This window comes from Actinomadura geliboluensis (genome assembly GCF_043197915.1).
GTDB classification, from domain to species: Bacteria; Actinomycetota; Actinomycetes; order Streptosporangiales; family Streptosporangiaceae; genus Spirillospora; species Spirillospora geliboluensis.
In genome coordinates, this window is record NZ_JBICUA010000001.1 from 655,514 (window position 1) to 669,997 (window position 14,484).

The window sequence follows — 14,484 nt, forward strand, 5'->3', positions numbered from 1 at the left end:
TCTTGATCGGCCCACTATCCGATCACTGTAGTTGATTCTTGGAGATCGCCCGAAATGTCGAATACCGGTGCCCGCCACCTCACCCGCCGCGGCTTCCTCGGAGCCGGCGGCGCCGTCGCCCTCGGGGCCCTGATCAGCGCCTGCGGCGGCGACGACGGCGCGGGCGGCACCGCCTCCCCCGGCGGTGCCTGGACGTTCACCGACGACCGCGGCACGAAGGTGGACCTCAAGGCTCGCCCGCAGCGCGTCGTCGGCTACGTCGCGACCGCCGCCGCCCTCTACGACTTCGGCATCGACAAGCAGCTCGTCGGCGTGTTCGGCCCGACGAAGCTCAAGGACGGCAAGCCCGACCCGCAGGCCGGGAACCTGCCCGTCGACCGGCTGGAGATCATCGGCAACGCGTACGGCGAGTTCAACATCGAGAAGTACGCCGCGCTCCGCCCCGAGCTGCTCGTCGACAACATGTTCATCCCGGGCGACCTCTTCTACGTCCCCGAGGAGAGCAAGGACAAGATCTACGCGCTGGCGCCGAGCGTCGCCGTCGCGGCCGGGTCCGTCCCGCTGCCGAAGCCGATCGAGCGGACCGCCGCCCTCGCCGCCGCGCTCGGCGCCGACCTGAAGGCCGCGAAGGTCACCGCCGCCAAGGCCCGGTTCGAGAAGGCCGCCGAGGCGGTGCGCGCGGCGGCCAAGGCCAAGCCCGGCCTGAAGGTGCTCGCGGCGTCCGCGAGCCCCGACCTGTTCTACGCCTCCAGCCCGAACAAGAACACCGACCTCATCTACTACAAGGAGCTCGGCGTCGACCTGATCCTCCCGGACAAGCTGGGCGCCGACGACTACTTCGAGAACCTGAGCTGGGAGAACGCCGACAAGTACAAGGCGGACCTCATCCTGCTCGACTCCCGGACGCAGGCGCTCCAGCCCAAGGACCTCGGCTCCAAGCCGTCCTGGCAGGAACTGCCCGCGGTGAAGGCCGGCCAGGTCATCCCGTGGCAGCCGGAGCCCCGCTTCTCCTACGAGGGCTGCGCGCCGCTCCTCGAAGCGGTCGCCGCTGCCCTGCAGTCCGCGAAGAAGCTCGGCTGAAAGGCGGCACGATGACGACTCCGGCCCACCCCTACGCCTTCTTCGACGTGCACGTGGTCCGGTCCGTGCGGCTCGGGCCGTCCATGGCGCGGATCACCTTCGGGGGCGCGTCCCTCGACGGCTTCGCGACCGGCGGCCGCGACCAGCGGTTCAAGGTGTTCCTGCCGCACCCGCACCAGGACGCCCCCGTCATGCCGGAGAACAGCGACGGCGCCACCTGGTTCGCCGACTGGCGGGCGCTGGACCCGGCCGAGCGCGGCATCATGCGCTCCTACACCGTCCGCGAGTACCGGCCCGGTGAGCTGGACGTCGACTTCGCGCTGCACATGGACGGCGCGTCCGGCCCCGCGGGCCGGTGGGCGGCGAAGGCCGCCCCGGGCGACCGCGTGACGATCCTCGGGCCGACCGGCCCCGACAACGGCGGCGTCGACTTCCGGCCGCCGGACGGCGCGCCGGTCGTCATCGCGGGCGACCTGACCGCGCTGCCCGCCGTCGCGGGCAACCTCGCCTGGCTGCCCGCCGGGACGCCCGCCCAGGTCTGGGTCGACGTCCCGCACCCGGAGGACCGGCAGGACATGCCGACCGCCGCCGACGCGGAGGTCACCTGGGTCTCCCCCGGCGGCCTGCTGGACGCCGTCCGCGACGCGAAGATCCCGGACGGCGCCTACGCGTGGATCGCGGGCGAGTCCGCCGTGGTGAAGGCGCTGCGCCGGCACCTGGTGAACGAGCGCGGCATGGACCGCCGCGCCGTCACGTTCACCGGCTACTGGCGCCGCGGCGCCTCCGAAGAGGACCTCCTCGCCGAATACGAGGCCGGCGGCAGCCCCGCCACCGAGGAGTAGGCCGGCGCGGAAGCGGGACGCGGCGGGTCAGCGCAGGTCGAACCCGCCGCTCTTCGCCCGCCGCGCGAACGCGCGCCATTCGGCGGACGCGAAGACGAGATGAGTCAGGGGGCGGGGATGAGGCCGTGTTGGAGGGCGGTCATGACGGCGGCGGTGCGGTCGGAGACGCCTAGTTTGGTGAAGATGCGCAGCAAGTGCGTTTTCACCGTCGCCTGGCCGATGTAGAGGCGCTCGCCGATCTGGGCGTTGGTGAGGCCCTCCGCGACGAGCGCGAGTACCTCCGCCTCGCGCGCCGACAGGACGGGCGGCGCGGGGGTCTGGTCCACCGCCGCGAGGCGTGCCGACACCTCGGGGGACAGGACGCGGCGGCCCGCCGCGGCGTCCCGCACGGCCGCGGCGAGGTCGGCGCGCGAGGCGTCCTTCAGCAGGTAGCCCGCCGCGCCCGCCTCGATCGCGCGGACGATGTCGGCGTCGTCCTGGAACGTCGTCAGCACCAGGATCCGGTGGCCGGGCAGCCGCTCGATGGCGCTCACGCCGTCGCCGGACGGCATCCGCAGGTCCATCAGGACGACGTCCGGCCGGACGCGGGGCACCAGCGCGACGGCCTCGTCCCCGGACGCGGCCTCCCCGGCCACCTCGATGTCCGGCTCGGCGGCGAGCATCCCGCGCAGCCCCTCCCGGACGATCGGGTGGTCGTCGACGATCATCACGCGGAGCACGGCACCGCCACCTCGATCCGGGTCCCGCCGGTGGTGGCGGCGACGGCGAACGTCCCGCCGGCGCGCTCGACCCGGGTCCGCATGCCGCGCAGCCCGAAGCCGCGCTCGACCTCGCCGGGCGCGAACCCGCGCCCGTCGTCGGCGACGGCCAGCCGCACCGGGTCGCCGTAGTCCAGTTCCACCCGCACCGCGCCTGCGGCGGCGTGCTTGCGGACGTTCGCGAGCGCCTCCTGCGTCACCCGCAGCAGCACGACCTCGACGGCGTCCAGCGGCCGGGGCTCGCCCGTCACGGCCAGGTCGACGGGCAGGTCGAAGTCGCGGGCCAGCCGGCGCAGCGCCTCCACCAGCGAGCCGCCGTCCAGCGCGGGCGGCGCGAGCGCGGCGACGAGGCCGCGCGTCTCGGCGAGGTTCTCGCGCGCGGTCCGCAGCGCCAGCTCCACGTGCCGGTTCGGCCCGATCTCGGCCTCCGCCGCCTGCAGCAGCATCGTGATCGAGGTGAAGCCCTGCGCGATCGTGTCGTGGATGTCGCGGGAGAGCCGCTCCCGCTCGGCGAGCATCCCCGCCTCGCGGGACACCTCCGCCAGCTCGCCGCGCGTCCGGTCGAGCTCCTCGATGAGCCGCAGCCGCTCGGCGTTCTGGTGGCCGAGGCGCCCGATGAACACCGCGAGCAGCAGGCTGCACGCGAGGCCCGCCGCCACGACCACCGCCGTCATCGCCGTGCTCGCCCCGGACTCCGCCAGCCCCAGCCCGACCGGGCCGGAGAACAGCACGAGCATCAGCGCGAACCCGCGCGCCGCCCCGTACATCATGTAGACCTGCGGCGCCAGCGCCGCGAGGCCCGTCGCCGTCACCGGCGCCAGCAGCGTCGCGGGCACGAACATGCAGACCAGCGCGACGGCGTAGACCCTGCAGCCGGGCCGCGGCACCTCCGGCGACCGCAGCGCCGCCCGCCCGATCGCCGCGTACGCCACGCTCAGCAGGACGAGCAGCGCGATCGCCGCGGCCCGCCGCCCGGGCGGCAGCTCGTCGGCGGCGGTCGCGGCCACGGTCCCGACCAGCACCATCGCGAAGTAGGCGTCCCAGAGCGGGTAGGAGCGGCGCCAGACGTTCTCCGCCCGCGCCACGGGCTCCCCGGCCTCGTCCACCTGCACCCCTTTTGTCCACCGACCGGTGGATACTACTGCCCTCCAGGTCGCGGCAGGCTCGTGGCCATGAACAAGAACACCGTCCGGCGGGCCCTCTTCGCCCTCACCGTCCTCTACGGCCTCGTGATCGCGCTGCTGTCCGCGCTGGACGTCCCGGCGGTCGGCGTCGTCGCGTCCCTGGGCGCCGTCCTGATCGGCCTCGGCTGGGGCTGCTCCGGCATGGTCGCCCGCCGCGACCCGCAGAGCTGATCCTTTAACGGACACCCCGCGGGGGCGGGTGTCCCCGGTCAGGTCGCGCGGCCGGTCTCGTCCAGGGCGAGGGTCGCGGGGTCGATGACCCCGGCGCGGTAGGCCGCGCCGGCGATCGTCTGCGCGGTGACCGGGGCGGTGATCAGCTGGAAGACGGCGACGAGCAGCAGCGGCGCGGCGGCCGTGACCGAGTCGGCCCGCAGCGCGACCCCGGCGAGCACGAGCAGCAGCCCGATCGTCTGCGGCTTCGTCGCGGCGTGCAGCCGGGTGAGCAGGTCGGGGAAGCGGAGCATGCCGAGCGCGCCCACCGCGCAGAACGCCGCGCCGGCGAGCAGCAGGACGGCGGAGACGGCGGTGGTCATGCCCGCTCCCCCCGCTCCCGCCGTTCCGCCCGCGCCGCCGCGAGATGGGCGGCGCTGACCGACCCCACGAACCCCATCAGCGCGATCACCACGAGGATCGTGGCGTTCGCGGATTCCTTGTGCACCGCGGTGTGCACCGCGATGCCGCTCACCAGCAGCACGGCCAGGACGTCCAGCGCCATGATGCGGTCGAACGTGGACGGGCCCCGGACGAGCCGCACGGCCGTCAGCAGGAACGCGGCGCCCAGCAGCGCCAGCGCCGCGTCGTAGACGATGCTCATCGGTCCTCCCTGGTGGAGACGTCTTCTTCGGCCGCGTCCTCGGACGTCCTGAGGGCGCGCATGAGCCGGTGCTCGGTGCGGAGCACGCCCTTCCGCGCGGCGTCCGCCTCTTTCCGCGAGCCGGCGGGCATGGCGTGGATGCGCAGCAGGTGCCGGTCCCAGTCGAGGTCGACCAGCAGCGTGCCGGGGCGCAGCGAGATGCTCGTCGTGACGGCCAGCAGGATGAGCTCGGAGCGCGTCCGGGCGTTCACCTCGACGATGGCGCCCCGCACGGCGCGCGGCCGGTAGAGGGCGTGCCGGGCGATGACCAGGCTGGAGACGAGCAGGTCCCAGGCGAACTCCAAGAGCGCCACGGCGAGCCACAGCGGCCGTATCCGCTTGATGGTGGGCACGGCCGGCAGCCGGCTCACCAGGTAGACGGCGATGACGACGACGGCGCCGCCGACCACGATGAGCGGGTCGGCCCGCCCCCACAGCAGCAGCCACACCGCGAACAGCCACCCGGCCATGCCCAGCCGGGAGACGAGGCGGCGCGCGCGTGTGCTCACGGCCGGCCCCCGTCCAGGACGGCGTGCCGGTAAGCGCTGGTGTCGACGAGGTCGCGGGCGGCGTGCCGGCTCCAGGCGGCGAGCGGGCCCGCGAACACCGCGATGAGGAGCCCCCCGACGACCAGGACGGCCGTCACCGACTTCATGAGCCGCGCGCCGCCCTTCGTGTAGGACGCGTCGGGCGGCGGCGGTTCGTCCGCCTCCTCCGGGCGGGGGCGCCAGAACCCGAGCGTCCAGATCCGGCTCATCGCCATGAGGGTGAGGACGCTGCCCAGCACGGCCACGCCCGTGACGGCGTACGCCAGGAGGCTCCCGGAGCCGACACCGGCCTGGAAAAGCGCGAGCTTCGCGACGAACCCGGACGTCGGCGGGACGCCGCTGACGCTCATCGCGGGGATGAAGAACAGCACGGCGACGAACGCGGACAGGCCCGCGAGCCCGCCGAGCCTGTGCAGCGACGTCTCACCCGTGTGCCCCTGGATGAGGTCGCTCACCAGGAACAGCGTCGCCTGCACGACGATGTGGTGGACGAGGTACAGGATCGCGCCGGTGAGGCCCGCGACGTCGAACAGGGCGAGCCCGAACAGCATGTAGCCGATGTGCCCGACGAGGACGAACGAGAACACCCGGTGGATGTCGTCGTGCGTCAGCGCGCCGAGGGTGCCGACGAGGATCGTCGCGGCGGCGAGGACGAGCATCGGCCAGGACGCCTGCTCGCGGGGGAACACCAGCGTCTCCACGCGGATGAGCGCGTACACGGCGGCCTTCGTCAGCAGCGCCGCGAACACCGCGGTCACCTTGGTGAGCGCCACCGGGTAGCTGTCGGGCAGCCACAGGTGCATCGGCACGATCGCACCCTTGATGCCGAACACCACCAGGAACAGCAGCGCGAGCGCGGTGCGGGTGGCGCCGGGCAGGTCCGGGGTCCGCGTGGCCAGGTCGGCGAGGTTCACCGTGCCGGTCGCCGCGTAGGTGAGGCCGAGCGCGGTGAGGAAGAGGATCGAGGACGTGAGGCTGACGACCGTGTAGGTCATCCCGGCCCGCACCCGCTCCCCGGTCGGGGTCAGCGTCATGAGGACGTAGCTCGACGCGAGCATGACCTCGAACCCGACGAAGAGGTTGAACAGGTCCCCGGCGAGGAAGACGAGGCTGACCCCGGCGGTCAGCGTGAGGTAGGCGGGATAGAACACGCCGGGCTCGTCCCCGCCGAGCCCGCCGGCGCCCTCCCCCACGGCGTGCAGCATGATCGCCAGCAGCACGGTCGCGGACACCGCCAGCAGCAGCGCCGACAGCCGGTCGGCGACAAGCGTGATGCCGAGCGGGGCGGCCCACCCGCCCAGCTGGACGGCGAGGATCCCGTCCCGCGCCACGGCCGCGACCAGCCCGGCGCAGGCGGCGACGCCGCCGGCGGCGAAGAGCGGGGCGAGGATCCGCAGCCAGGTGCTCCGGCGGCGGGCCAGCACCGCCAGCGCCGCGCCGAGCAGCGGCAGCGCGAACGGCAGCGGGACGAGGACGTTCACGCGCCGTCCTCCGGTCCCGGGTTCTCCTGCTCCAGCGGGGTGCCGCCGGGAGCCTCGCCGCGGCGGCGCCGCTCGGTGCAGATCCGGCGGTCCTCGACGTCGTCGGGGACCTCGTCGCCGCCGCGCAGCTGCCGGCTCCGGTAGGCCATGGCCAGCAGGAACGCGGTGACGCCGAAGGTGATGACGATCGCGGTCAGCGCCATCGCCTGCGGGAGCGGGTCGGCGGGACCGTCCGGGCCCTTCGCGCCGAGCAGCGGCGGCGTCCCGGCGGGTCCGCCCGCGAGCAGCAGCAGGAGGTTGGCGCCGTGGCCGAGCAGGCTGAAGCCGATCACGATCCGGATGAGGGACCGCTGCATCAGCAGGTCGAACCCGGTCGCGAACAGCACCGCGACGACCACCACGAGCAGGATGCCGGGCCCGGTCACGACGGCTCCCCCTCCGGCTCCTGGTCCAGCTCTTCGTCCGGATTCTCCAGGCTCGCCCCGAGCGTGCTGAGGATCGTCAGCACCAGCCCGAGCACCAGCAGGTAGACGCCCGCGTCGAAGAACAGGCTGGTGGGGAGCTCGACGTGCCCGAGCACCGGCACCGTCCCCCCGAGGTGCGCCGACCGCAGGAACTCCCCGCCGGACGCCCAGCCGCCCGCGCCCGCCGCGACCGCGATCCCGAGCCCGCCGCCGAGCAGCAGGGCGGGGCGGACGGGCAGCGCGGCGGCGAGCTCGCGCCGCCCGCCCGGCAGGTAGCGCAGCACGAACGCCATGCCCGCCACCAGGCCGCCGACGAACCCGCCGCCCGGACGGCCGTGCCCGGCGAAGAACAGGTACACCGAGAACACCAGGACCGTCGGGGCCAGCAGCCGCGCCGCCGCCTCCAGCACCACCGAGGACCCGCCGAGCGGGGGCCGGCCGGGCGTGGCGAGCCAGCGGCTCCGCTGCTCCCGCGCCGGGCCGGGCGGCCGCGCACCCGGCCCGGTCAGCACCAGGCTCGCGACGCCCATCCCGGTCGCGGCCAGCACGGCGATCTCGCCCAGGGTGTCGAGCGCGCGCAGGTCGACCAGGATCAGGTTCACCACATTCTTCACGTGCTCCTGCGCCGCGAGCCGCGTGTAGCCGGGGCCGACCGGCGGCGCGCTCCGGCTCAGCGACGCCGTCACCAGGAACAGCGCGACGAATCCGCCCATGCACAGGCTGATGACGCCGGTCGCGAGGCGCGCGGACCGCTTGCGCAGGTAGGGCGGGAACCGCTCCGGGAGGCGCCGCAGCACCAGCACGAGCATGAGCAGCGTCAGCGTCTCCACGACCACGAGGGTGAGCGCGAGGTCGGGCGCGCCGTGCAGGACGAACAGCCCCGCCATGCCGTACCCCACGCCCGACAGCAGCACCACCGCCGACAGCCGGCCGCGCGCCCACCGCGCCGCGACCGCGCACGCGATCACGACCGCCGCCAGCACGAGCTGCGCCGGGTCGGCCCAGGCCCGCGGCCAGCCCGCCGGCGGGTCCGGGCCGGTGCCGCGGACGAGCCCGGCCACGAGCACCGAGCCCGGCACGAGCAGCACCATCACCGCGATCACGCCGAGGTACGCCGGGAGCGACCCGGTCTGCAGCCGCCGCGTCACCGCGTGCGCGCCGCTCATGGTCCCCCCGATGACGGCGTCGTAGGCGCGCTGGGCGTCGGGGTGCCACCACCGCGTGGCCCTGCCGGGGAACGTCCGTCCGAACGCCGCGTACAGGCCGGCGCCGACCACGAGCGCGACCGCCGACATCGCGATCGGCACCCCGAGCCCGTGCCACAGCGACAGCTCGTAGCCGGGTCCCGGCAGCGTCTCGGCGTACGGTCCGATCAGCGCCTGCATCGTTCCCGGGACGAGCCCGGCGGCGAACCCCGCCGCGGCCAGCAGCACGACCGGCACGACCAGGCCCCAGGGATCGGCCGGCTCCTCCTCCGTCCCGCCGGAGAAGGCGCCGTGCAGGAACCGCACCCCGTACGCCACGGTCAGCGCCGATCCCGCGACCACGCCCGCGAGGACGGCGAGGTCCAGGCCGCCGTGCGCGAACGCCTTGAAGGCCACCTCCTTCGCCACGAAGCCGAGGAACGGCGGGATCCCGATCATGGACGCGACCGCCGCCGTCGCCGCGACCGCCAGCACCGGCAGCCGCCGCCCGGCGCCCGACAGCCGGTCCGCGCGCCGCGTCCCGGTGCGGTGCTCGACGGCGCCGACCGCCAGGAACAGCGGCGCCTTGAACAGCCCGTGGGCGAGCAGCAGCGCCGCACCGGCGAGGGCCGCCGTCCGCGACCCGTCGCCGAGCAGCACCATGAGGAAGCCGAGCTGGCTGATCGTCCCGTACGCGAGGAGCCGTTTGAGATCGTCCTGCCGCAGCGCGACGACGCCGCCCACGAGCAGGCTCAGCAGCCCCACGGCCAGCACCAGCGGCCGCCACGGGTCGACCCCGGCGAACCCCGGCGCGAGCCGCGCCACCAGGTAGACGCCCGCCTTCACCATCGCCGCCGCGTGCAGGTAGGCGCTCACCGGCGTCGGCGCGACCATCGCGGCCGGCAGCCAGGCGTGCAGCGGTACCTGCGCGGACTTGGCGAACGCGCCGAGCAGCACCAGCACCGCGCCCACCTGCGCGGGGGTCCCGCCCGGCGGGTCCGCGACCAGCGCCGAGATCCGGTAGGTGCCCGCGGCCTGCCCCAACACCACGAACCCGACGAGCATGACCAGCCCGAACGCCGTGGTGGTCAGCAGCGCCTGGGTGGCGGCCCGCCGGTCGGCGGTCCGGTCCGGCCGCGTGTGCCCGATGAGGATGAACGAGCTGACGGTGGTGAGCTCCCAGAACACGTACAGGACGAGCAGGTTGTCGGCGAGCACCAGCCCCGTCATCGCCCCCGCGAACGCCACCAGCGTCCCGGTCATCAGCCGCTCGGACCGCTCGAAGTACCACCCCGAGTAGCACAGGACGACGGCCCCGACCCCGCCCACCAGCAGCAGCATCACGGCGGCCAGGGCGTCCAGCCGGAAGTCGAACTCCAGGCCGAGGTCGGCGGCCCAGACGACCCGGGTCGTCAGCTCCCCCTGCCCGGCCCGGGCCGCCGCCCAGACGGCCGTGGCGGCGGGCGGCAGCGCGGCGGCGCACGCCATCGTCCGCCGGTGGCGCCCCAGTGCCCAGGGGACGGCGACGGCCGCGACGGCATAGATCCCGACCAGCGCCAGCATGCCGCCCGCAGCCCCCTCCCCCAAGGCACGTCTGCAGGCGATCTACCCGACCAGCGTTCCCGAAACGAAGGACCGGACGCGTCAGGGGGCCGTCAGGGGGCCTTCCAGAGCCGCACCTTGTGGTCGTAGCGGTGCGCGCTGGCCACCGTCCTGCCGTCCGGGCTGAACGCGACGGACATCACCGCCGCCACGCGGACCTTGAAGGCGGTGGCCTTGTTGGTGGCCAGGTCCCACACCCATGTCGTGCCGTCGGCGTCACCGGCGGCGAGGTACTTCCCGTCGCGGCTGTAGGCGAGCGACTGGACCCAGTTGCCGGCGTCGGTGAACGTACCGGTCACGCGCTTGGTGGCGGTGCTCCACTGGTTCACCTTGCCGTCCTGCCCGCCGACGGCGAGGGTCTTGCCATCCCCGCTGAACGCGACCGCCAGGGCGGTGGAATTGTCGAAGCTGCTGATGAGGCGCTTGGTCCGCACGTTCCACAGCATCGTCGGGGAGGAGTTGCCGGTCGCGGCGAGCATCGTCCCGTCCGGGCTGAATACCACCGAGTCGCCGTTCCACGCGCTGTTCCCGTACTGGGCGGCCACGCGCCGGCCCGACACGTTCCACAGTTTCACGGTCGCGCCGCCGTCGCCCGCGACGGCGAGGGTCTTGCCGTCCGGGCTGAACGCCAGGTCACCGATGTGGACGCCGTCGTTGTCGAGGGCGGCGACCGCGCGCCTGGTGCCCAGGTCCCACAACTGCACCTTGCCGCCGGAGCCGCCGGCCGCGAGGAGCCGGCCGTCCGGGCTGAACGCCACCGCGTAGACCTTGTCCTGGTAGTCGTCGAAGACGGCGACGGGACGTTCGCCGGCCACGTCCCACAGCCGTACCGTGTGGTCCTCGCCGCCCGACGCCAGCGTCTTGCCGTCCGGGCTGAACGCCACCGCCTGCACGTCCTCGGTGTGGCCGCTCAGGGCGTTGGCGGGCGCCTTGTCGTCGAGGTAGCCCTTCACCAGCACGCCGCCGCCCGCCGCGGTCGCGCCGCCCACCACCAGGAGCCCGATCAGGAACCCCCGCCGGCCCGGACCGCGCCGCACCGGCGGCGCGGTCCGCGGCATCCCGCCCATCGGCGGCAGCGCCCCCGGTGGCGGCGGCTGACCCAGCGGCGCGGCGGGCGCGAACCCGGGCGCCGGGGCGCCGGCCACCGGCCAGGGCTGCGGTGCCTGCGCGGCGGGGACGGGCTGCGCGTGCGGGGCGTGGACCGGCGGCGGGAACCCCGGCGCCGGGACGGGCGGCGGGAACCGCGGCTCGCTGGCGGCCGGCGCCCGGAGCCACTTCGCCACGTCCTCCGCGGACGAAGGCCGGTCGGCGGGGTTCTTGGCGAGCAGCGCGAGCACCAGCCGGTCCAGCTCCGGAGGGATCCCGGCCCTCCGCTGCGACGGCGGCACCGGATCGACGGTCAGGTGCTGCCGCATCAGCGCGGGCATCGTCCCCCCGTCGAACGGGGCGTCGCCGGTCAGCAGCGCGTACAGGGTGCAGCCGAAGGCGTACAGGTCCGTCCGGGCGTCGACGGGCCGCGCCTCGTACTGCTCGGGCGCCATGTAGGCCGGCGTCCCCAGCATCCCTCCGGTGCCGGTGAGGTCGCCGACCGCGTCGGCGGACCGGGAGATCCCGAAGTCGCAGATCTTCACACCGCCCTCGGCCAGCTCCATCAGGTTGGCGGGCTTCACGTCGCGGTGCACCACCCCGCGCCGGTGCGCGTAGGCCAGCGCGTTGGCGACGGCGGCGCCCGTCTCCAGCACCCGCCCGACGGGCAGCCCGCCCGGACTGCGCGCGAGGAGCGTCGCGTAGTCGGTCCCGTTGAGCAGTTCCATCACGAAGAACGGGTGGCCGCCGTGCTCCCCGAGGTCGTGGACGACGGTGATCCCCGGATGCTGCAGCTGCCCGGCGTTCTCGGCCTCCCGCCGCAGCCGGTCGATCAGCACGGACGAGGACCCCACGTCCGCCAGGAGGATCTTCACGGCGACCCGGCGCCGGAGCTGCGTGTCGTCGGCGGCCCAGACCTCCCCCATGCCGCCCCGGCCGAGCCGCGTGGTGAGCCGGTACCGCCCTCCGAGCACCGCTCCGGTATCCATCCCCCACCCTTCTACGACAGGCCGGATGAATCACACCACCGGACGTCACGCTCCCGCAAACGCACCACTCACGTCCGCCCGCCCTGGCCGCAACCGGCCATTCGACTCCCCATGACGGCACCGGTAACCCGGGAACGGCGGGGGCGGACGAGCCGCCGATAAGGGTTCGATAACGGGCTTCTCTAGCGTGTTCCGCGTTCAACCACACGAACGGGGAGAAAGGCATGCACAAGAGACGCATCATCGCGGGCGCGGTCGCGGCGGCGTCCGTCCTGAGCGCGGCTCCGGCCGCCGCCTGGGCCGACGGGCCGGGCCCGAGCGCCAAGGCGGCCTGCTGGACGGACGCCAAGGTCGACGGCAAGCAATGGGTGCGGACGTTCGACAAGGCGTTCGCGAACCCCAACTACCTCCAGTGCGGGGACCGCGTCGGCTACCTGTACCAGGGCGAGAACTACGTCTTCTGCAAGATGTGGGGCCAGAAGTACGAGGGCCAGTACGGCACCAACCACTGGTGGCTCTACACCGACCTCGACCAGGGCGCCACGCGCGGCTGGGTGTCCGCCTACTTCCTGACCGGGCCCGGCAACGGCGACGACAAGGCCGTGGACGTCAACGGCAAGACCATCAAGACCTGCTCCGGGATCTACTGAGCGGGAACGGGGAGACGATGCACAAGATCAGGATCGGGCTGCTGACCGGTGCCGTGACGGCGGGGGCCGTCACCGTGCTGGCGCCCTCGGCGGCGCTGGCCGCCGCCTCCGCCACCGACGGCGTCTGCCCGAAGGGCGACGTGTGCGTGTGGAGCGGCAAGAACGCCACCGGCACCCGCTGCAACTGGACCGGCGACGACCCCGACTGGCAGGGCGGGGCGATCCGCTGCAAGCCGTACGGGTTCAAGGTCAACAGCATCTGGAATAACGGCTACACCGGCGACCCGTACAACAAGGTCCGGTTCTTCCGGTACGCGAACTACGGGGGCGAGATCTCCGACCCGGTGCAGGTCACCTCGGGGCCGATCAACGCGGGCAATGTGTCCATCCGGTCCCACAAGTGGGCGAAGTAGGAGGCGGCATGAACAAGGTCCGCATCGCCGTGGCCGGCGTGGCCGTCGCGGGGCTCGCCGCCCTGCTCTCGCCCGCCGCCGCGCAGGCCGACGGCGCCGCCTGGCAGGGCTCCTGCGCCAAGGGCGACTTCTGCGTCTGGAGCGGCCAGAACGGCACGGGCACCAAGTGCGCCTGGGACGGCGACGACCCCGACTGGCGCGGCGGCAACGTCCAGTGCAACCCGCGGTTCCTCGTCGCCTCGTACTGGAACAACGGCTACACCGGCTCCTACAGCAAGGTGAAGGTGTACCACTTCGCCAATTACGACGGCTACTGGGGCACGATCGACGCCGGCAAGCGCGGCAGCTTCTGGGAGGGGCAGCTCATGAACTCCCACAAGTGGGCGAACTAGCCTCCCGCTGAGAGAGGGCCGCCGGGCACCGCGCCCGGCGGCCCTCCGCCGTCAGCAGGACCGGACGCCCCGCGCGGGCCCCGCCGTGCGCCGCCACCGCAGCGCGCGTCCCCGCCGCCGCGGCACGCCGGGCGCCCCGGGCCGCACCAGCGGATCGTCCCGCAGGATGCCCATCTGGAGTTCCCTCAGCTCGCGGCCCGGCTCCAAGCCGAGGTCGGCGGCGAGCAGACGGCGCCCCTCCCGGTAGACCTCAAGGGCCTCGCTCGGCCGTCCGGCCCGCGCCAGCGCCGTCATCAGCAGCCCCCGCAGCCGCTCCCGGTACGGATGCTCCCCGACCGGCCCGACGAGTTCGCCGATCAGCTCCCGGTGGCGGCCGAGCAGCAGGTCCACGTGCGCGGCCTCCTCCACCGCGGCCAGCCGCAGTTCCTCCCAGCGCAGCGCCCCCGCCTCGATCCGCGGGCGGTCGAGGCCGTCGAGGACGGGCCCGCGCCACAGCGCCAGCGCCGCCCGGAAGCCCTCGGCGGCCCGCGGCAGCCGCCCAGCCGCGGCGTCCCGGCGCGCCGCCCCGATCAGCTCCTCCGCCGCCGCCGCGTCGACCGCCGCGGCCGCCGAGGGGATCCGGTACCCCGGCCGGACGGTCTCGATCACCTGCGGGCGGCCCGCGTCCCGGAACGCGCGGCGCAGCCCCGACACGGCGATCGCGATCTGCGTGCGCGCCGAGGACGGCGGCCGGTCCCCCCATACGACGTCCGCGAGCCGCTCCACCGGCACCGGCCGGTCCGCCTCGAGCAGGAGCGCGGCCAGCACCAGCCGGGCCCGCGCGCCCCCGAGATCGACCGGCTCCCCCTGCACCCCGGCCCGCAGCGGCCCCAAGATCCGAAATTCCACCCGTCGCGTCACCTTTCCCTGGCGGTTCGTCGCGGGGTGTGCGGGGCGTGTGCCCCGAACGTTAGACCCC

The 14,484-nt window shown here is 74.2% G+C and carries 16 protein-coding genes; 6 read left to right on the forward strand and 10 right to left on the reverse strand.

The window, feature by feature from the left end; all coding sequences use genetic code 11:
• Positions 1-54: 54 nt before the first annotated feature.
• Together ACGFI1_RS03100 and ACGFI1_RS03105 are read left to right on the forward strand one after the other, a co-directional pair.
• Positions 55-1,080 carry an ABC transporter substrate-binding protein gene (locus ACGFI1_RS03100; RefSeq protein WP_392782377.1) on the forward strand — a complete coding sequence of 342 codons (1,026 nt, stop codon included), beginning with the start codon at positions 55-57 and terminating at the stop codon, positions 1,078-1,080.
• An 11-nt stretch (positions 1,081-1,091) separates the two neighbouring features.
• Positions 1,092-1,922 carry a siderophore-interacting protein gene (locus tag ACGFI1_RS03105; RefSeq protein WP_392782380.1) on the forward strand — a complete coding sequence of 277 codons (831 nt, stop codon included), beginning with the start codon at positions 1,092-1,094 and terminating at the stop codon, positions 1,920-1,922.
• Between the two features lie 104 nt (positions 1,923-2,026).
• On the opposite strand, the gene ACGFI1_RS03110 is transcribed toward ACGFI1_RS03105, so the two are convergent.
• Together ACGFI1_RS03110 and ACGFI1_RS03115 are read right to left on the reverse strand one after the other, a co-directional pair.
• Positions 2,027-2,641, reverse strand: a complete 615-nt coding sequence (locus ACGFI1_RS03110; RefSeq protein WP_386866867.1) for a response regulator transcription factor — start codon at positions 2,639-2,641, stop codon at positions 2,027-2,029.
• Positions 2,629-3,786: a sensor histidine kinase gene (locus tag ACGFI1_RS03115; protein WP_392782384.1), complete on the reverse strand. Its 1,158-nt coding sequence runs from the start codon at positions 3,784-3,786 to the stop codon at positions 2,629-2,631. Before ACGFI1_RS03115 ends, ACGFI1_RS03110 begins: the two co-directional genes overlap by 13 nt.
• 66 nt (positions 3,787-3,852) lie before the next feature.
• On the opposite strand from ACGFI1_RS03115, the gene ACGFI1_RS03120 reads away from it, so the two are divergent.
• The gene (locus ACGFI1_RS03120; RefSeq protein ID WP_387070273.1) at positions 3,853-4,035 is read left to right on the forward strand and encodes a hypothetical protein; all 183 of its coding nucleotides are present in this window, start codon (positions 3,853-3,855) and stop codon (positions 4,033-4,035) included.
• 38 nt (positions 4,036-4,073) lie between these two features.
• Here ACGFI1_RS03120 and mnhG read toward each other — a convergent pair whose 3' ends face one another.
• The 7 genes from mnhG to ACGFI1_RS03155 form a co-directional block, all read right to left on the reverse strand.
• Positions 4,074-4,397 carry a monovalent cation/H(+) antiporter subunit G gene (mnhG, locus tag ACGFI1_RS03125; RefSeq protein ID WP_387070274.1) on the reverse strand — a complete coding sequence of 108 codons (324 nt, stop codon included), beginning with the start codon at positions 4,395-4,397 and terminating at the stop codon, positions 4,074-4,076.
• Entirely contained in the window at positions 4,394-4,678 is a 285-nt protein-coding gene (locus tag ACGFI1_RS03130; RefSeq protein ID WP_138639439.1) for a monovalent cation/H+ antiporter complex subunit F, read from the reverse strand. Before ACGFI1_RS03130 ends, mnhG begins: the two co-directional genes overlap by 4 nt.
• The gene (locus ACGFI1_RS03135) at positions 4,675-5,226 is read right to left on the reverse strand and encodes a Na+/H+ antiporter subunit E (RefSeq protein WP_392742283.1); all 552 of its coding nucleotides are present in this window, start codon (positions 5,224-5,226) and stop codon (positions 4,675-4,677) included. The genes ACGFI1_RS03130 and ACGFI1_RS03135 overlap by 4 nt, the downstream gene beginning before the upstream one ends.
• Positions 5,223-6,746, reverse strand: coding sequence for a Na+/H+ antiporter subunit D (locus ACGFI1_RS03140; protein WP_392782388.1), 1,524 nt, complete (start codon positions 6,744-6,746; stop codon positions 5,223-5,225). Before ACGFI1_RS03140 ends, ACGFI1_RS03135 begins: the two co-directional genes overlap by 4 nt.
• The gene (locus tag ACGFI1_RS03145; RefSeq protein WP_138639442.1) at positions 6,743-7,171 is read right to left on the reverse strand and encodes a Na(+)/H(+) antiporter subunit C; all 429 of its coding nucleotides are present in this window, start codon (positions 7,169-7,171) and stop codon (positions 6,743-6,745) included. The genes ACGFI1_RS03140 and ACGFI1_RS03145 overlap by 4 nt, the downstream gene beginning before the upstream one ends.
• Positions 7,168-9,957, reverse strand: a complete 2,790-nt coding sequence (gene mbhE, locus ACGFI1_RS03150) for a hydrogen gas-evolving membrane-bound hydrogenase subunit E (RefSeq protein ID WP_392782392.1) — start codon at positions 9,955-9,957, stop codon at positions 7,168-7,170. Before mbhE ends, ACGFI1_RS03145 begins: the two co-directional genes overlap by 4 nt.
• Positions 9,958-10,049: 92 nt before the next feature.
• Positions 10,050-12,071 (reverse strand): WD40 repeat domain-containing serine/threonine protein kinase, encoded by a 2,022-nt coding sequence (locus tag ACGFI1_RS03155; RefSeq protein WP_392782394.1) that lies wholly within the window; start codon positions 12,069-12,071, stop codon positions 10,050-10,052.
• Positions 12,072-12,295: 224 nt separating this feature from the next.
• Between ACGFI1_RS03155 and ACGFI1_RS03160 the strand changes: the two genes are divergently transcribed.
• Genes ACGFI1_RS03160 through ACGFI1_RS03170 form a run of 3 tightly spaced genes read left to right on the forward strand, consistent with a single transcriptional unit; the run spans position 12,296 to position 13,526 of the window.
• Positions 12,296-12,721: a hypothetical protein gene (locus ACGFI1_RS03160; protein ID WP_392782397.1), complete on the forward strand. Its 426-nt coding sequence runs from the start codon at positions 12,296-12,298 to the stop codon at positions 12,719-12,721.
• Between the two features lie 17 nt (positions 12,722-12,738).
• The gene (locus ACGFI1_RS03165; RefSeq protein WP_392782399.1) at positions 12,739-13,134 is read left to right on the forward strand and encodes a peptidase inhibitor family I36 protein; all 396 of its coding nucleotides are present in this window, start codon (positions 12,739-12,741) and stop codon (positions 13,132-13,134) included.
• 8 nt (positions 13,135-13,142) lie between these two features.
• Positions 13,143-13,526 carry a peptidase inhibitor family I36 protein gene (locus ACGFI1_RS03170; protein WP_392782402.1) on the forward strand — a complete coding sequence of 128 codons (384 nt, stop codon included), beginning with the start codon at positions 13,143-13,145 and terminating at the stop codon, positions 13,524-13,526.
• A gap of 51 nt (positions 13,527-13,577) precedes the next feature.
• Here the strand turns inward: ACGFI1_RS03170 and ACGFI1_RS03175 are convergent, their stop codons facing one another.
• Positions 13,578-14,414, reverse strand: a complete 837-nt coding sequence (locus ACGFI1_RS03175; protein WP_392782405.1) for an AfsR/SARP family transcriptional regulator — start codon at positions 14,412-14,414, stop codon at positions 13,578-13,580.
• Between the last annotated feature and the right edge of the window lie 70 nt (positions 14,415-14,484).